The organism is Methylophilales bacterium MBRSF5, assembly GCA_001044335.1.
Classification (GTDB): domain Bacteria; phylum Pseudomonadota; class Gammaproteobacteria; order Burkholderiales; family Methylophilaceae; genus BACL14.
The window spans coordinates 684,315-702,632 of the sequence record CP011001.1 but is presented as its reverse complement, the minus strand read 5'-3'; the positions used below and the strand labels follow the sequence as shown (position 1 = coordinate 702,632).

Below are 18,318 nucleotides of genomic sequence, written 5' to 3'. Positions count from 1 at the left end.
AAAAAATAATAATTTCAGTTATGCTTTTTTTATCAAGCTATCTTGTTTTTACATCAAAAGAAAACTTTTTTTATTTATTAATTATTTTAATTTTTTCGGTTCTATTTCTTCAGGCTGACATTAACAACCCTTTCTTTTTTGATGGTGATTTAATGCATACTGCAAAATCATCTTACGCATTATTTAATGGACATTTTTTTGATTTTTATACTTACAATAAAAATATAGTCTTAAGAAATGATTATTTACCGTTCATATACTTTATTTTCAGTTTATTTAATCTGCCAATTTATCTAATTTTTGGAGATTATTATCAAATACCGTTTTTCATTTTTAGCCTTTGGAATAAACTTTTATTGGTGATTTTTTTTATTTTTTCTGTTCAGGTTTTCAACAAGATTTTAAATATTTATACCTCTAAACATAATGATATAAATTATCTCAAATCTATTTACATTTCATCCCCTCTGGCAATTTTTTCAGTATTCATATTTGGAGGATATGATATTTTAGGTCTGTTTTTTTTACTATTGGGCTTTTACTATTACCTAAAAAAAGAAATTCTTCTATTTTGTATATTATTTGGCGTCGCAGCTAGTTTTAAATTTATTCCTCTTATTGTGTTTTTCCCATTACTACTTATTATTGAAAAAAATATTCCCAAATTATTTTATTACTCATTAATTGTATTTTCTTTTATTCTTTTGCAAGTTATTATTTTCAGTGTTGATCCGGCTTTTCAATCACAATTTTTAAGTTTTTTTGTTCACCTAATTACTGACTCCTCATTAAATTCAGTTAGCGGCCTAAATTCTATATATTTTTTTATAAAGGTTATTTTTATTCTTTTTTATTTAACGATCTGTTTATTTTCATATTTTTATCAATACAAAAATAATAATTTTTTAAAATATGTAACACTAATTTCATATCTTTCTTTTGTTACAATTTTTTGTTCTGTTAAATGGCATCCCCAATGGTTTATTTATATTGCTCCTTTTTTTTCATTGTTATATTTTTTTATTAATAAGAAAGTAACTTGTTCAATTTTAGAAATGATTGGATATTTGTTTTTTGTTTGGTTTATATTTAATGGCAGCGGCCTAAAGGAAAACGTTGATTTAACAATGATTGTTAATGGCCCCTTTAGAGATTATTTGCCAAATTTATCACTCTTGGGGAGTGATTTTTATTCACCTTTGTTAAAAATTCCAGCTTTTTTTATTTTTACACTATTTTTATTTTCCCCGCTTCTATTTTTATTTATAAATCAAAAGAAAATAAGTAACTTTAATTTTATTTTTGCAAGATTTATTTTTTTTAGATTTTTATTTTTTTCATTACTGATACTTATCCCCTCATTCATATCACTTGTATTTTCTTTCTTACAATACTAACGTGAAGAATAGTAAATGAAAGGGATATCTCGTGCTTAAACAGGTGCATTAACAGTTATAATGGATAAATATTTTTTTTAAAATTATTTTATGATCCGTTTCGACCACATAGAGCAAGCCCTCAAAAACTTCAAACACAACCAACCCTTTGATCATTGCGTGATCGACAACTTCTTTGATCTTAAAACAGCGAAGGGATTGGAGAGTGATTTCCCAAGGTACGAGGACAAGGTCTGGTTTGAGTACAACAACCCGCTTGAACACAAAAAAGCACTGAACGACTGGAATAAGTACCCGCCACTGACTTACCAAATTTTAATGATGCTCAATTCTCCCCAGATGATCCAACTATTAGAAAAATATGTCGGAGCGCATCTCTTTCCGGACATGGGCTTACATGGAGGAGGGTGGCACATGCATGGCACGGGGGGTAATCTTAACCCCCACTTCGATTATTCGATTCATCCTAAGTGTGGTTTGCAGCGTAAATTAAATATCATTATGTATCTGTCGCAAGACCTACGACCAAGCGAACACAAGGGACATTTAGGGTTATGGAGTCATGATGAAACTGCTAACCAACCCAAAGAGCTGATTCGTGAGATCGCTCCTGTATTCAACAGGGCCATTATCTTTGATACCACGCAACACTCCTGGCATGGCATGAGTCAGCAATTACAGGTCCCGAAAGGCATCTATCGCAAAAGCTTGGCTGTATATTATCTGACTGAACCAAAGCAAGCTGATTCTCACCAGCGCGCAGTCTACGCACCTCGGGAGATACAAAAGGATGATAAGAAGGTGCTCAAAGCAATCAAATTGAGACAAGACAGTCAACGTTTTGCGAAAGCTTATAAGATCAAATAACGATGGAAATATTCTTACTAGCGTTTATTGTTATTGTTCAAAATGTAGCAGTATTTTTAGATAATTACGCTATCTTTTATCTTACCTCGCGTCACAATTCGTCAAAGATTGCTACAGCCTATACAAAAAAATTTCAGTTTGATTTTCTAAGTCGTGGTTTTTTATTTTTTACTCCACCATTATTGGGCTTAATGCTCACTCGAGATAATTTATATTTTTTACTATTATGCTTGTTGATTTCGAGCATCGCCACATTAATATTAACGTTGCTGCAGTCAGTTAATTTCTCATCAAAAATGAGAATAAATTTTTATTTCCCTTTGACGAAAAAAAATACATTTTTATTGCTTATTGGCTTGGTTATTTATGCAATTTATTTATATGTTCCATTCTACTTAAATATATTAAGTTATTTTTTTAAAGAGCATAGTTTATGGATTGTGCAACTAAGCCCTGCATTAACCGCAATCAGCTCTGTGTTTGTAGTCTATTACATGGATCCAAAAGTGGCTAAATTTATTGATGCAACAAAAAATAAAAAAAATCCATCTGTTCTCTTTGAGCTTATTGCAATACGCATATTGGGACGGATTACAATTTTATTAGCTTCTATTTTTATTTTTATTAAATTGGTGTAGCAAGTTTGAGTTCAAGAATAAATGTATTATTAGCAGCTTATAATGGTGAAGATTATATTGAGCAGCAGATCCAATCTATCTTAAATCAAACACAAAAGCCTAATAAAATTTTCGTCAATATTGATCAGTCATCAGACAATACAGTAAATATTGTTAAGAGATGCGCAAAAAGTTTTAATGAAATTCAAATTTTAGAAACAAATAAAAAATTTGGGTCAGCTGCGTCAAATTTTATCAATCTATTAATGCGTGTTGATCTTAATGATGTCGATTACATTGCCTTGGCAGATCAGGATGATATCTGGAAAGAGGATAAGCTAGAAAAAGCGATTCAAAAATTAGAACAAGGTTACGATGGCTATTCTTCCAATGTGGAAGCCTTTTGGGCCGATGGCAAGAGAAAAGTTTTAATTAAAAATCAGCCTCAACAAAACTTTGACCACTTGTTTGAGTCCGCTGGACCAGGCTGTACTTTTGTGATTAACAAAAAACTCGCAACCAATCTACAAACCTTTTTAGAAAACAATCAAGCTGAAGTTAGCCAAATGAAGCAGTATCACGATTGGTTAATTTATGCTTTTGCTAGGACGAATGATTGTAAATGGTTTATTGATTGTTATGCCGGCATGCAATATCGACAACATGAGTTAAATGCCTTTGGGGCGCATGTCGGTTTTGCTGGATTTTTTGTGAGATTTAAGAGAGTGTTGTTAGGGGAGGGTTTTGATCAAGTATTGCGTCTAATTAAAATGCTGAAACTTGAAAAAGATCCCTTTGTAAAACAATGGTATCCATTATCTCGTTTTGGTTTTTTAAGACTTGCTTTGTATGCGCCGCAGTGCCGAAGACGTCTTCGTGAAAAAATCTATTTTTTCTTTGCTTGTATTCTATTAGCAATCATTTTTCCTAAAAAACTTCGCACTATTTAGCGTACGTTTTTTCAAGCTCAACCAGTTCGCCAATCTGTTTAGAGAGTTGATTGTTGAGAGACGTTTGATAACGCATTAATTTGTCATAGGTATCCAAATCTGGCAGGCTGGCTTCTTGCATTAAGGGCAAGAGTTTTTGATAGTCATTAATAATCTCTTGATGGATGGGGTAGGCTTGTTGCTGGTAGCGTCCTTGTTGCCGAAAAGCACGATGCATAGCGATTTTAATGTCTGGATCTATGGTCGGATCAGTTCGGTGACTCATGCGATGGATATGGGCGATGGCGGTCACGTGGCGGAGGATTTATTAGGCACTGAGGTTTTGTGCTAACAGGTGGTCAATGAAGCCCACGATAATGTCTATTTGAGATGGCAACACAGCTGCATTGTGTTGTTGGAAATATTTTTGATAGTTCTCAATGTTCTTGGCGTAGGCGCGTATGGTAGAGTCCGCATAGGCACCCTCGAGTTTCTTAAATATTTGTGTTATATTTTTTTAATTGCTTTCATATTTAATATTATTAATTATATATTAAAAATGATATAAAAAAAATCAAAATAAATAAAAAAACAATTGATTACAGGCGAACAAATAAGAGCTGCAAGAGCAATGTTGAAATGGACTGCTGATGATCTGGCAAAGAAATCAGAAATAGGCGTTGCGACAATTAGAAGACTTGAGGCCATGAATGGATTACCATCAGGTCAAGCAAGAATTCTTGACGCGATACAGAAAACTTTAGAAGAGGGAGGTGTGGAATTCATCGGTACCCCCGATCATCAACCCGGCGTCCGCCTCAAATAAATAACCATATTTTACGTATTGCTTTATACGTTCAATAGGCATAATGTTGTCATATTGATATATATATTGAAGGTAACCATGTTTAGCAAGTTTATGCATTTTATTCTTGACAACATGGCCCTGTTTTTAGTGACGGGGTTGTTAGGTTTTATCCTCTACCAGATTATTCAATTATTTATCTAAGTTATTGATTTAATGCATTATTTTAATTATTCAATAGTCAAATTTCAAAACGAACTTCTTGATGTTTAAATGAGTGAGATAGCCATGAGGTGAGGCTTTAAATGAGCTTTAAAATTTCAATAAACTGATGAATTTCTTGATAGGTGGTGACATTGGACCAGTCTTGATCTCGACCATAGCCATAGCAAGCTTTGATAAATCTGAGCTGATTCAGGTTCGCGGATAAACCATCATTCACGGTATCTCCGACAAAGAAGCTCCCGTGAAATAATTCATTTTGATTGATGATGTCTTGAATCATGCTGTCCTTGTTTCTCATTTCATTCTGGCTGTCACTACACTCAATAAATGAAAAATAATCATTCCAACCAAAATGATCGATAAGTTTTTGTGTCGGGGCTAGTCTTTTATTCGTGGCTACCGTCATGGATATATTTTTATTGTACAATTGTTTTAAGACTTGAATGACATCAGGGTAGGGTTGTGTGTGCTGGATGACTTGCTCATCATGCATGGCAATAAATAATTGCACAAATTCATCTAATGAATCCTGATGATCAGGACCCAATATTTCTGATGCGGTATCCCTTAAGGGCGGCCCAATAAGAATATTTTTTGCATACTCCATTCGCTCTGGAGCAAGTTGTTTGGTAATGCTTTGAAAACATTGATATATGGCTTGTTCAGAATCGACTAACGTCCCATCAAAATCAAAAATAAAAGCCGAGGTCAAACGGATACCCACTGATTGCTTTGGATAGACTTGAATGTGGCCTCCATTGTAGCTGCCTGCTTAATAGCATCATCCATGCTTAATTTCTTGCTTTCTTTGTTATTGAGTATGCAGTCGACAAAGTGATTAATTTCTAAATCAAAATGGTTTCCCTTTTGAATTTTTTCAACAACTGGGGCGGATCCTTCTAGCTCGAAACTAATAATCGCCTCATCATTTTCGTGCTGCCACACGGTATGACATTTTAATCGTCCTTTTTCCCCAAATATTTCAAATTCAGATCGTCTTGTGCACTCAAAACTAATATCAAAAGTGGCTCGTCGTTGATCAGTAAACTCTAAAATTCCACTGGCAGACATATCCGCTTGATGACTATTCATCTTAGCAGTGGCATTAACCTGCTTAATGTGAGCCCCCATAACTTGTCTGAGTGTGTGAATGGCATAAGGGCCGATATCCCAGAAAGCTCCACCACCATCTTGCATAGATCGATTGATGCGGTAGTAACGTGCTGGTTGGATTGGAAAGGAAAACATACTATGTGTGTATTGAATTTTCCCTAATTTGCCTGAGTTAATAAAGTCTAGAACAAAATCAAATTGCGGATGAAAGACATACATAAAACCTTCCATGACGATGACATTATTATCTTTTGCCGCTTGAGTGATGCTTTTGACTTCTTGTTGGGTTAATGCCATTGGCTTTTCTATTAGTACATGTTTTTTTTGTTCTATCGCTTTTAAGGCAACTTCAGTGTGTTCCTCATTAGCCAGGGGGATATAAATGGCGTTAATATCAGGATGATTAATTACGTCGACAAATTGGGTCGTTGTTTTTATCCCATCAGGATTTTTTACGTATTGTTTGACACATTCATCTGCAGCGCCATTGCGTCTGCTGGCTAACATTAATATTTGTGAATGAGCATTATTCTCAATCGCTGGAAGAAGTCTTTGATTGACCCTTGCAGCTCCTAAGATACCCCAGTTAACTGTCTTCATGAAATTCCTTTTTGGTAACACTGTCATCAAACTCCCGACCAATATGTTGTTCACCTCTGGCTTTTGCTAACTCAATTTGTTTTTGTCTTTCATGCAGCGAGGCTTTTTTCTCAGGGCTTAATTTATCATGACAGTAAGGACAAGATTCTCCTTTGACATATAAAGAAGAATTAATTTCATCTGGATTGAGCGGATGACGGCAAGCGTAGCATTGATCATAAATTCCTTCCGCAAGACCATGTTTGACGCTAACACGTTGATCAAAAACAAAACATTCTCCTTCCCATAAACTTTCTTCTTTGGGAACGTTTTCTAAATATTTTAAAATTCCACCTTTAAGGTGATAGACCTCATCAAACCCTTCATCAAGAAGAAGGGAGGTGGCCTTTTCGCAACGAATGCCACCGGTGCAGAACATCGCAATTTTCTTATTCTTTTGCCCGCCAAGATTCTTTTTGACATATTCCGGAAACTCACGAAATGTTTTTGTATTTGGGTTAATGGCATTTTTAAAGGTGCCGATGTCATACTCATAGTCGTTGCGGGTGTCGACAAGAATTGTATTTGGGTCACTGATTAAATTATTCCAGTCTAGGGGGTCCACGTACTGACCAACATTTTTCTTAGGACTGATTCCAGTAATACCCAAAGTGACGATTTCTTTTTTAAGCTTAACCTTCATTCTATAAAAAGGGTTGGATGATGCCCAAGATTCCTTGTGATCGATATTTTCAAAAGCACCCAAAAAGAGGGGGTCGGATTTAATAAAATGGTGGAATTTGGTAATTGCATCTGATAGTCCTGCAATAGTGCCATTGATCCCTTCTTTAGCAAGTAATAAGGTCCCTTTGATGTCATTGGCTTTGCAAAAATCTAGAATGGGCCGTTGAAAAGACTTAAATTGATCAATATTGACAAAGTGATACAAGGCGGTGACTAGATACTTATCCATGTAGGTTGAAACTTCCCGATTAAAACGTTTATTAAAAGCTTAAAAAATGTTATTTTAACGCTCTTTTAAGATCAATTGGAGATATTCATGGCAACAGAACAAACCCTATCAATTATCAAGCCAGACGCAGTGGCAAAGAATGTCATTGGTAAAATTTACACAAGATTTGAAGAAAATGGCTTAAAAATAGTGCAAGCTAAAATGGCTCATCTCAGCAAAGAGGAAGCAGAAGGATTCTATGCAGTTCATAAAGAACGTCCTTTCTTTAACGATTTAGTAACTTTTATGACTTCTGGCCCAGTGATGGTTCAGGCATTAGAGGGTGACAATGCTGTGCTTAAAAATCGTGAATTAATGGGCGCTACAAACCCTCAAGAAGCTGCACCAGGCACGATTCGTGCTGACTTTGCTGAAAGTATTGATGCAAATGCTGTGCATGGATCTGACTCATTAGAAAATGCTAAAATTGAAATTGAATATTTCTTTGGCTAATTTTTTTTGATTAATTTACTTGATATTGATTTAAAAACCTTTCAAGATCAAATTGCAAAATCTGGTCATCAACCTTTTCGAGCCAAGCAGTTATGGCGTTGGCTCTTTAAGGAAGAGCAAACCGATTTTAATAAAATGACGGATCTTGCTAAAGATTTCCGCTTATTTCTTAGCAACAACTACCAGCTCAATTTCCCAAAAATTAACTTCGATCATGTTTCAAGAGATGGAACACGTAAATGGTTATTTGATATGGGCTCAAATAACGCGATCGAAACGGTTTTTATTCCAGAGAAAAATAGAGGGACTCTTTGTATTTCATCACAAGTGGGTTGTGCCCTGGAATGTACATTCTGCTCAACCGGTCGCCAAGGCTTTAACCGCAATCTATCTCAGGCTGAGATTATTGGCCAGCTGTGGTTAGCCAACCATTTACTATCTAATGACTATGATACGAGTGAACATAAGCCGGTAACTAATGTGGTAATGATGGGGATGGGAGAGCCGTTAGCCAATTATGATCAGGTCGCTTCTTCTTTAAAAATTATGTTGGACGATAAGGCTTATGGATTAAGCCGAAGAAGAGTTACTGTCTCTACCAGCGGCTTAGTGCCTGCGATTGAGAAATTAAAATATGATTGTCCTGTGTCTTTAGCCATTTCGTTGCATGCGCCCAATAATAAAATCAGAGACGAAATCGTGCCGATTAACAAGAAGTATCCAATTGAAGTATTGCTAGATTCTTGTCAAAGCTATCTTGAAGAAGCACCAAGAGATTTTATTACCATGGAATATGTGATGTTAAAGGATGTTAATGACCAAGATCAGCATGCAAAAGAATTAGTTGATTTGGTAAAAAACACCCCTTGTAAATTTAATCTCATCCCATTTAATCCTTTTCCTAGAAGCGGATATGAATCTTCAAGCAGGGAGCGGATATTGAGTTTTCAGAAAATTTTAATGGACAGTGGCATCGTCACAACCATCCGTAAAACTCGAGGTGATGATATTGATGCAGCCTGTGGACAGTTAGCTGGGGATGTAAAAGATAAAACAAAACGGACGTTGCGATTAATTCAAGAGGGAAAAAGATAATTGATCAAAAAAAATAGATTAGTTGTAAAAGTCGGTGATATTCATATTGGAGGTCATCACCCCGTGGTAATTCAATCTATGACCAATACCGATACTGAAAATGTCGAGGCGACTGTTGAACAAATTCTAGAGCTATGGAAAGCTGGTTCTGAAATAGTACGAATTACAGTGAATACTGAGGCTGCTGCTCAAGCAACAATAAAAATTAAAGAAAAGTTGTTAAGCGTAGGTTGCAATGTCCCGCTTGTTGGAGATTTCCACTTTAACGGACACAAGCTCCTAAAACTTTATCCAGATTGCGCAAAGGCGCTAGATAAATACAGAATAAATCCAGGGAATGTAGGTAAAGGATCAAAACGTGAGGATCAGTTTTCACAAATGATTCAATGTGCTATTGACCATGACAAACCAGTTCGTATTGGAGTGAATTGGGGATCATTGGATCAAGATTTACTAGCTAAAATGATGGATCAAAACCAACAATTGAGTGAGCCAAAATCCTCTAACGATCTCATGCGGGAGGCCTTGATTCAGTCTGCATTGCTTAGTGCTGAAGCCGCAGTCAAACAAGGATTAGCAAAAGATAAAATTATTATTTCATGTAAAACAAGTGACACCCAAGATCTTATTTTTGTTTATGAACAACTAGCGAAGCGTTGCAATTTCCCCCTTCATTTAGGATTGACAGAGGCTGGAATGGGCACTAAGGGGGTTGTCGCTTCCAGTGCATCGATGGGTTATCTTTTGCAACAAGGTATTGGTGACACAATAAGGATATCGTTAACTCCTGAGCCAGGAGAAACAAGAATTAAAGAAGTTGTTGTTGCGCAAGAACTTTTACAAACAATGAATATTCGGTCTTTTGTTCCCTTAGTGATTGCTTGTCCTGGATGCGGAAGGACTACTTCAACTTTCTTTCAAGAGTTAGCAAAACAAACCCAATCATATTTAAGAGAAAATATGCCGGAGTGGAAGAAAAGTTATCCGGGAGTAGAAAATATGAAAGTAGCCGTCATGGGCTGCGTGGTGAATGGTCCAGGAGAGTCCAAAATGGCTGATATAGGAATTAGCTTACCTGGAACGGGAGAGATACCTGTAGCTCCTGTTTACGAAGATGGTGAAAAAACAGTCACATTAAAAGGTGATAATATTGCTGATGAGTTCAAAAACATCATCAAAAATTATATAGATAAAAAGTATAGATAAATGAAAAAGTATCAATCAATCAAGGGTTTCTATGACGTCTTACCTGAAAAGCAAAAGTATTGGCGTTTTTTTTATGAAACCGCATATCAGGTGCTAGACCGTTTTGCATATGAGGAAATAAAACTTCCATTAGTTGAAAACACTGACCTATATATTCACAGTGTTGGCGAGCAAACAGATATTGTGGAAAAGGAAATGTATTCTTGGCAGGATAATTTGAATAATGACAAGTTAACACTTCGTCCCGAGGGGACGGCAGGTTGTGTTCGAGCAGTAATTGAAAACAACCTTACCTACAACGGCCCAATTCGATTATTTTATCAAGGACCCATGTTTAGGCATGAGAACGTTCAAAAAGGCCGACAAAGACAATTTAATCAACTAGGTATCGAAGCCTTTGGTTTTTCCGAACCACTTTTAGATGCGGAAATCATCTGCCTCCTGGACTCTCTTTGGAAGAATTTAGGCCTAAAAAATATAGAACTTCAAATTAACAATATTGGAGATCCTGAGGAGAGAGCTGTATATAGACAAGATCTGATAAAATATTTTGAATCTCATCAAGACTTGCTTGATGAAGATGCTAAACGAAGACTTTACACAAATCCTCTGCGAATTTTAGATTCAAAAAATCCAAAAATGCAGGGTTTAATTGATAGTGCTCCAAAATTTTTGGATCAGAATTCAGCAGAGAGTGCAAAGCACTTTGAGCAGGTAACTCAGTATCTTGATCAAAGCAACATTGCTTATACAGTCAATAAAAATCTTGTGAGAGGTTTAGATTATTACAATCGGACTGTGTTTGAATTTGTCACAAGCGATCTAGGAAGTCAGGGAACTATTGCTGGTGGAGGTCGTTACGACTACCTTATCCAATCCATTAACGGCAAAGAAACTCCAGCCTTTGGTGTAGGTATCGGAATCGAGAGGATTATATTGCTTCTTGAAGAGTTGAATAATTCTAGTTTAGATATTAAACCGCAAGTTTACGTTTTGTCTCTAGGAGAGAATGTTGATAACTATGCATTTAATGTCTCGAACCAACTCAGAAATTCAAACATTTCAGTCTGTATGAATGTGGGTAAAAATAGTTTTAAGTCACAAATGAAGAAGGCTGATAAATCTGGAGCACAATTTGCTATCATTATCGGCGATAATGAAGTAAATAACGACAGTGTCCAAATTAAACTTTTACGACAGGAGTTGTCACAAGAAGAGATTAATAAGAAAGATATTGTTAACTTTATAACTCAACATGCTAGCTAAAAATATCCTTGAAGTAAAAAATCTTATCGTTTTTCCAGAAAAGAATAAAAAAACTATCTTAGTTAACGATGTTTCTTTTTCGCTTGAAAGGGGCAAACTTACCTGCATTGTCGGGGAATCTGGCAGTGGCAAAAGTCTTACTGCATTATCAATTATTAAATTGCTGTCAAGTCAACTTAAAGCTCAAGGAGTTATCCATTTTGAAAAAAATGACCTAGCCCTGCTAGATGAAAAAAAATTAAGAGAGTATCGTGGCAAAGAGATATCTATGATCTTCCAAGACCCAATGACATCCCTGAATCCCGTGTTTACTGTTGGGTACCAGGTCGCCGAAGCATTGCATGCCCACAACAGCATCACTAAATCTGAAGCAAAAAAAATGGTGGAGCAGACTTTTCAAGATGTCGGCATTCCTCCAGATCGATATGACAGCTACCCTGATGAGTTGTCAGGAGGACAAAGACAAAGAGTAATGATTGCCATGGCAATCATAAATAAACCTAAGCTGCTAATTGCTGATGAGCCAACCACGGCGCTTGATGTGACTGTTCAAAAGCAAGTCTTAAATTTAATACAGGATCTGCAAAAAAAATATCAAATGACTGTTCTATTTATCACTCATGATTTTGGTGTCGTCGAAGATATAGCGGATCAGGTGTTGGTGATGTACAAAGGACGAGTAGTTGAACAAGGAAAAGCAAAAAATTTAATTCGTCATCCTAAACATCCGTACACGAAAGCTCTGTTGCAATGTATCCCGAGCATACATTCAAAAAAAACTCTAAAACCTATTGATTATCAATGGCTTCAGGCTGAAATGGAAAAAATATAAATGTACATTGATGTTCGTAATTTAAAAAAGACTTACACCAAGCACACGGGTTTTTTAAATACAAAATCTTTTACGGTGAATGCTTTAGATGACGTTTCTTTTTCTGTTAAAAAAGGGAAGTGTTTAGCAATTGTTGGGGAATCAGGTAGCGGTAAATCTACATTGGCTAAAACAATTATGAAGCTGCTCAATCCTGATAGTGGCGAGATAAATTTCATGAAACAGAATATAGTTAATTTGAGTTCTGTTGAAACAAAAGTTTTTAGAAAAAAAATACAAATGATTTTCCAGGATCCGTTTTCATCATTGAATCCTAAATTCACGATACGCCAAATCCTTTCGGAACCTTTGGAAATTCATGCGATGGGAGATAAAGATGAGATTGAAAGACATGTGATCGAGCATATCAAGTTGGTTGGTCTTTCTGAGCAAGATTTATCCCGTTATCCACATCAATTCAGCGGTGGTCAGAGGCAAAGAATTTGTATCGCAAGGGCACTGATTATTAACCCTGAGGTTATAGTTTGCGATGAGCCTGTGTCAGCCCTGGATGTATCAATCCAAGCGCAAATTTTAGAATTATTAAAAAAATTACAAAAAAAATTTCAGTTAACTTATTTATTTATCACTCATGACTTAAGGGTGGTAAAATACATCGCCGATGAGGTTATAGTTTTGCAAAATGGTAAGCTTGTAGAGAAGGGCACTGTTTCAAAGTTATTTAATAAGCCCTGTACGGATTACACAAAAGCACTTATTGAAGCAATACCTGGTTCAATTTAGTAATAAAGGATTTATATGGCACAAGATATCGAAAATAACCCGGAACAACTTGAAAAAATCAAAGAATTCGCGCAACGGAATAAAAAATTGATTATTGCCTTGGTTGTAGCGCTATTAATTATTTTGATTGGTAATGATTTATATAAATCAAAACAAGAGCAAAATACGGGAGAGGCTTCACAGCTGTTTCAAAAACTATTAATTAGCAAAACGACTGATACCGAAAATTTAAAATCAATTGCAGATGACTTAAAAAAAAATTATGCTAAAACACCCTATGCTGCAAGAGCGCAAATTATTTACGTAAAAACGATCTTAAAAAATGACTCTATCGATGATGATGTCAAAGATAGATTGCAATGGGTAAGCCAACAAGCAATTGAACCATCTATTAAAAGTCTATCAGTTTATTATCTTGGATTAATAGCATTATCCGAGGATGATCTTGAAAAAGCGAAACAGTTCTCTGAAAAGATTAAAACCAAAGGATTTTTAGGCTTTAAGTTTGACCTTCAAGCAGATATTGCTAAAAAAGAGGGCGATATTGATAAAGCTAAAGAATTGTATGCTAAAGCTATCAGTTCTTTTTCACCTCAAAGTGATTTTTCAAGGGTGATTGAATATAAATTGCAAAATCTTTAAGATTAAGCATAAAGTGACCCAATGAAGAATTTACTTTTCTTGTTTTTTTTAATTCCTCTTTCGGGATGTATAGGTCCTGTAAAAGAACTCGAAAGACAGATTCAAGATGTATATTTCGACAGCGGTCTTGATAATATTCCGGAACCATTACCCGAAGATTTTGAAAACACAGTTCAAGTTAATCAGCCGTGGACAAACGAATTTGATCTCCTCCCTGGGTATGCTGAAATTGTTTTTAAAGAAGATTCGATCTTTTTTATTACCGAGGATGGAGTTTTTACTAAACTTTCGCAAGATACTGGCGATACACTTTTTAGCAAAAAAATTGATAGTAGGATTAAAACTGGATTATTTAGTGGTTTAGAAAATCATTTTTACTTCACTGATGAAAGAAATTTTTTAACGAAAATTGATGAAAAGGGCAACTTAATTTGGAGTATTAAGCTCCCCAACAGCCTAAATCTCAAACCCTTCTTTTATAAAAATCAAATCATATTCAAATACATTAATAATAATATTGAATCTTTTGATATTAATACCGGCTTGTCCTTATGGTCCTACACGAGACAGAATCCACCACTCTCAATTAATGTTCAATCTCCAATGATAGTTATGGATGATATTTTATATTCTGGGTTCCCTGGCGGTAAAGTGGTTATTATTGAACCTGAGTCTGGCAGTTTTTTAACTGAATTAACTTTGTCTAGACCAAAGGGTGTCACGGAGATAGATCGGACAAATGACGTTGCTGGCGATTTAGGCATTGTCGATAGTACTTTGTTTGCTTCGTCCTACAATGGAGAGATTACAGCTTTTGATAGAGCCTCAGGTTCAAAAATTTGGTCCCGGAAAATTAGTTCCTATCATGGTATTGCAACAGATAATATTAACCTTGTCGTAGCTCATGAAAATGACTCAATCTATAATTTTGACTTGAAGTCTGGTAAGACAATATGGAAAAATAATGATTTAAGTTTTAGAAAAATCTCTAGACCGTTGATTTTTAATGATTATTTGCTTGCCATTGATTATCTTGGAGTGCTGCATATTGTTTCCCTTGATGAGGGTGAAAGGGTCGGTGTACATAAATTTGGAAAAGACCTTGAGGATTTAATTGACTTCGGGGAAACGATGAGTGTTCAAAACTCATTAAACAATACGAAAATGTATAAATTTGAAGATTATGTATATATCCTATTGAATCATCAAAAAATTATAAAAATTCAAGTCAATGAATAACGTCGCTATAGTCGGTAGGCCTAATGTTGGAAAATCTAGTCTTTTTAACAAGTTAACCAATTCAAAAAAGGCCATCGTTTCAGAATTTGAGGGGTTGACCAGAGATCGACAAGTGGGCAAAACAGTCATTAATAATCTTACCTATGAAATAATAGATTCAGGTGGGCTTAATTTTTCAAAAAATAATAATGCTTTAGATTCACAAATTCTTAACCAAACAAACCTTGCTGCAGATGAGGCTGATCTTGTTTTATTTGTGGTTGACTATAAGTCTGGACTTTTGCCTGATGACCAGGTGATATCTAAACTGTTGAGAAAAAAAGACAAAGATATTTGCTTGGTAATTAACAAGGTGGATGGCGTTTCTGATGAAATCGCAAAGCTAGACTTTACAAAGCTTGGTTATCAACAAGTAATTTGCACTTCAGTGAGTCACAACTATGGCATAGATTCAATTGTTGAATTAATTGTTCACAAATTAGATGGAATACCTACATCAAATGAAATAAATGACTATTTTAAAATAGCTATTTTAGGTAAACCTAACGCGGGAAAATCTACGCTAATTAACTCACTAATTGGATCCGATAGGCTCATAGCTAGCGATTTGCCAGGAACCACAATAGATTCAATAGAAATTGAATTTGAATTAAATTCCGATAAGTACATTCTTGTTGATACTGCTGGAATAAGAAGAAAAGGAAAAGTAACTGTTAAGGAAGAAAAATTTGCGCTACTAAAATCTCTTGAAAGCGCAAAGAATGCTAATTTTATTTTACTTATTATTGATTCTTCGGTAGGAATCACCTCTCAAGACCAATCATTGATAACTGAGTGCTTGAAGTCATTTAAGCCGCTTATACTTTTATTCAATAAATGGGATTTGCTTAATCAATATGAAAAAGAACGGTTTGATAGTGAGCTGGAAAAATTTAATCTAAATTTTGGTTTTATTGATAACATCAAGATCTCTGCTGAAAAGAAAACAAATCTATCTAAAATTTTCAAAAATATAAAAGCAATTCGGCAACATTTAAGTAAAGAGTATAAAACATCAATTTTAAATAAGCTTTTAGAGGATGCACTAATAAACCACCCCCCTTCAATTAGTAAAGGATTAAGGCCAAAATTAAAGTTTATGAGTTTTATCTCTAAATCTCCATTATCTTTCAAAATCCATGGGAATCATTTAGAAGATTTAGCCCCTTCATATAAAAGATATTTAGATAATTATTTCAGAAAAGCGTTATCTTTACAGTCAATTCCTTTAAAGATGATTTTTGAGGCATCAGATAATCCCTATGCACATAAAGCGAAGAAAGTTAGCACAGGATTGGTTACAAGAAGAAAAATAAAAAATCAGTTAAGAAAAAAACTTTCAAGTAAGAATTAATCTGCCAAACTTTCCCAAAACTTCCACCATGTCTTAGTTCCTTCTTGAGTGTCTAATGCTAGTTTGTTTTCTGGATAATTATGATCAATAATTTTCTTCGTAGCTATTTCGAGATCTTTTAATTTTAGTTCTTTATATGCCACATATTGGATTACTAGAGATTCCTCAACATGAATACTTTCAGGATAGTTGGTGTAAACTTGTTTAGCTCGATTCAATGCCGCAACATAGGCTCTTCGCTTCATATAGTATCTTGCAACATGAAGATCATACTCAGCAATTTTATTCATTAAATAAGTCATCCTATCGGTTGAATCTTGACTATATTTTGAGTTTGGAAATTTATTTGCGACCTCAGCGAAGGCATCAAAAGCCTTCTTCAAGTCATTGACGTCCCGATCACTAATGTCTTGAAAAGTTAATTTATTAATTATCCCCCTTTCTTGATACAGATTTAAACCCTTAAGATAGTATGCGTAGTCCATGGATGGGTGGCTGGGGTAAAGAGTTATAAACTGGTTAACAGTAGATGTGCTGAGCTCCTTTTGACCAAATTTGTAATAAGCATACGCCAGATTTAACCTGGCTGATGGAATAAGCTTGTTATCTGGATAACGCTTAATAAGTTTTTCTAGAAAATCAATGGTTTTTCTGAAATCTCTCTGGTCAGTAAAAGCCTCTGCTTTTCCATAAATCCACTCAGGGCTCTGTCCCGTTGTTTCGTCAAACTCGGTAGGTTCACCAAAAATAAAGCAACCTGCAAGAAATATTGAAGAAATAAATAAGGTAAGATATCTAAACATGACCAATACTGATTCTAATAAAAAACTTATCATACCTGCAACTTTTTTTGGGTCAAGGCTAGATGCCGTTTTATCAAACTTAGTACCTGAATTTTCGAGATCAAAAATTCAATCCATGATTAAAAATGACCTTATTTTTCTTAATGGCTCAAGTGTTTCACAAAATTATAAGGTTGTTGGTGGTGAAGAAATTATAATCAATGGTGTGATTGAGGATGAAATAGATGTGATTGCTGAAAATATTTCATTGGATATTGTCTACGAAGATGATGATATTTTGGTTTTAAATAAACCTCACAATCTTGTAGTCCACCCTGGCTCAGGGAATGTTAATGGAACCCTACTCAATGGTTTGCTTTATTACAATAGAGATCTTGAAAAACTTCCTAGAGGAGGCATTGTGCATAGGCTGGATAAAGATACAACTGGATTGATGGTTGTTGCAAAAAATGAGGAATCACAAAATAACTTGATTAGTCAATTGCAAAGTAAAAGTGTGTACAGGGAATATAGAGCCATAGTGTGGGGTCAAATTTGGCAAAATAAGGTCATTCAAAAGCCAATTGGCAGACATCCAAGACAAAGGACAAAGATGGCCGTTACCAATGTTAATGGTAAGTATGCAGAAACAAGCTTAGAAGTGCTTGAAAGGTTTAACTACCATACATATGTGAGATGTCTTTTGAAAACTGGAAGAACTCATCAAATCCGTGTCCACATGTTAGACAATAATTCCCCAATAGTTGGAGACAAGGGCTACGGGCTAAAGAAAATAATCCCGATCAAACATATGGATGCAGACTTGTTAAAATCTATTAAAAATTTTGACAGACAGGCTCTTCATGCTATAGCGCTTGGATTGATTCATCCTAAGACCAATAAGGAAATGAAGTGGACCATTGATCTTCCTGAGGATATGAGGGAGCTTTTATCTGTGATCAGGAAAGATTCAGTTGAAAATGACTTTGGCCCTACAGATCACTTTCTTCAACAGGATTTCGACTTAAATGGTAATGATTTAGATTTTGACGATGAAGAGTAAAATTGAAGTTGACTGGACAG

General features: G+C 35.1%; 17 protein-coding genes and 3 pseudogenes. 15 read left to right on the top strand and 5 right to left on the bottom strand.

Annotation, left to right across the window (positions count from 1 at the left end):
* Positions 1–20: 20 nt before the first annotated feature.
* The 4 genes and pseudogenes from UZ34_03810 (at position 21) to UZ34_03795 (ending at position 3,831) form a co-directional block, all read left to right on the top strand.
* A complete protein-coding gene (locus UZ34_03810) occupies positions 21–1,397 on the top strand; it encodes a hypothetical protein (GenBank protein ID AKO64533.1) in 1,377 nt (458 codons plus the stop codon).
* A gap of 90 nt (positions 1,398–1,487) precedes the next feature.
* Positions 1,488–2,222: pseudogene (locus UZ34_03805) on the top strand (proline hydroxylase).
* Between the two features lie 44 nt (positions 2,223–2,266).
* On the top strand, positions 2,267–2,902 hold the full coding sequence (locus UZ34_03800; GenBank protein ID AKO64532.1) for a hypothetical protein: 636 nt from the start codon (positions 2,267–2,269) through the stop codon (positions 2,900–2,902).
* A 5-nt stretch (positions 2,903–2,907) separates the two neighbouring features.
* A complete protein-coding gene (locus UZ34_03795) occupies positions 2,908–3,831 on the top strand; it encodes a hypothetical protein (protein AKO64531.1) in 924 nt (307 codons plus the stop codon).
* Here the strand turns inward: UZ34_03795 and UZ34_03790 are convergent.
* A complete protein-coding gene (locus UZ34_03790) occupies positions 3,824–4,123 on the bottom strand; it encodes a hypothetical protein (protein AKO64530.1) in 300 nt (99 codons plus the stop codon). The genes UZ34_03795 and UZ34_03790 overlap by 8 nt on opposite strands.
* Before the next feature lie 282 nt (positions 4,124–4,405).
* Here UZ34_03790 and UZ34_03785 point away from each other — a divergent pair, with 282 nt between their 5' ends.
* Complete coding sequence (locus UZ34_03785) at positions 4,406–4,636, top strand: transcriptional regulator (protein ID AKO64529.1); 231 nt, start codon at positions 4,406–4,408, stop codon at positions 4,634–4,636.
* Positions 4,637–4,916: 280 nt separating this feature from the next.
* Here the strand turns inward: UZ34_03785 and UZ34_03780 are convergent, their stop codons facing one another.
* The 3 genes from UZ34_03780 to UZ34_03770 are packed head-to-tail and all read right to left on the bottom strand — an operon-like array spanning position 4,917 to position 7,505.
* Positions 4,917–5,552, bottom strand: coding sequence for a phosphoglycolate phosphatase (locus tag UZ34_03780; GenBank protein ID AKO64528.1), 636 nt, complete (start codon positions 5,550–5,552; stop codon positions 4,917–4,919).
* Positions 5,549–6,553 carry an oxidoreductase gene (locus UZ34_03775; protein AKO64527.1) on the bottom strand — a complete coding sequence of 335 codons (1,005 nt, stop codon included), beginning with the start codon at positions 6,551–6,553 and terminating at the stop codon, positions 5,549–5,551. Before UZ34_03775 ends, UZ34_03780 begins: the two co-directional genes overlap by 4 nt.
* The gene (locus UZ34_03770) at positions 6,540–7,505 is read right to left on the bottom strand and encodes a hypothetical protein (GenBank protein AKO64526.1); all 966 of its coding nucleotides are present in this window, start codon (positions 7,503–7,505) and stop codon (positions 6,540–6,542) included. The genes UZ34_03775 and UZ34_03770 overlap by 14 nt, the downstream gene beginning before the upstream one ends.
* Positions 7,506–7,592: 87 nt before the next feature.
* Between UZ34_03770 and UZ34_03765 the strand changes: the two genes are divergently transcribed.
* The 9 genes and pseudogenes from UZ34_03765 (at position 7,593) to UZ34_03725 (ending at position 16,453) form a co-directional block, all read left to right on the top strand.
* On the top strand, positions 7,593–7,997 hold the full coding sequence (locus UZ34_03765) for a nucleoside diphosphate kinase (GenBank protein ID AKO64525.1): 405 nt from the start codon (positions 7,593–7,595) through the stop codon (positions 7,995–7,997).
* A 6-nt stretch (positions 7,998–8,003) separates the two neighbouring features.
* Positions 8,004–9,092 (top strand): 50S rRNA methyltransferase, encoded by a 1,089-nt coding sequence (locus UZ34_03760; GenBank protein ID AKO64524.1) that lies wholly within the window; start codon positions 8,004–8,006, stop codon positions 9,090–9,092.
* Entirely contained in the window at positions 9,093–10,298 is a 1,206-nt protein-coding gene (gene ispG, locus UZ34_03755; GenBank protein ID AKO64523.1) for a 4-hydroxy-3-methylbut-2-en-1-yl diphosphate synthase, read from the top strand.
* Positions 10,299–11,564 (top strand): histidyl-tRNA synthase, encoded by a 1,266-nt coding sequence (locus UZ34_03750; GenBank protein AKO64522.1) that lies wholly within the window; start codon positions 10,299–10,301, stop codon positions 11,562–11,564.
* Positions 11,554–12,360, top strand: a pseudogene (locus tag UZ34_03745) (hypothetical protein). The gene UZ34_03750 and the pseudogene UZ34_03745 overlap by 11 nt, the downstream one beginning before the upstream one ends.
* A 36-nt stretch (positions 12,361–12,396) precedes the next feature.
* Positions 12,397–13,167 (top strand): annotated as a pseudogene (locus UZ34_03740) (hypothetical protein).
* A gap of 27 nt (positions 13,168–13,194) precedes the next feature.
* Positions 13,195–13,821 carry a hypothetical protein gene (locus UZ34_03735; protein AKO64521.1) on the top strand — a complete coding sequence of 209 codons (627 nt, stop codon included), beginning with the start codon at positions 13,195–13,197 and terminating at the stop codon, positions 13,819–13,821.
* A gap of 21 nt (positions 13,822–13,842) precedes the next feature.
* Positions 13,843–15,060: a hypothetical protein gene (locus UZ34_03730; GenBank protein ID AKO64520.1), complete on the top strand. Its 1,218-nt coding sequence runs from the start codon at positions 13,843–13,845 to the stop codon at positions 15,058–15,060.
* Positions 15,053–16,453: a hypothetical protein gene (locus UZ34_03725; protein ID AKO64519.1), complete on the top strand. Its 1,401-nt coding sequence runs from the start codon at positions 15,053–15,055 to the stop codon at positions 16,451–16,453. The genes UZ34_03730 and UZ34_03725 overlap by 8 nt, the downstream gene beginning before the upstream one ends.
* On the opposite strand, the gene UZ34_03720 is transcribed toward UZ34_03725, so the two are convergent.
* Positions 16,450–17,289: a competence protein gene (locus UZ34_03720; protein AKO64518.1), complete on the bottom strand. Its 840-nt coding sequence runs from the start codon at positions 17,287–17,289 to the stop codon at positions 16,450–16,452. The two genes, UZ34_03725 and UZ34_03720, sit on opposite strands and share 4 nt — an antisense overlap.
* Here UZ34_03720 and UZ34_03715 point away from each other — a divergent pair.
* The gene (locus UZ34_03715) at positions 17,255–18,298 is read left to right on the top strand and encodes a pseudouridine synthase (GenBank protein ID AKO64517.1); all 1,044 of its coding nucleotides are present in this window, start codon (positions 17,255–17,257) and stop codon (positions 18,296–18,298) included. The two genes, UZ34_03720 and UZ34_03715, sit on opposite strands and share 35 nt — an antisense overlap.
* Positions 18,299–18,318: the final 20 nt, after the last annotated feature.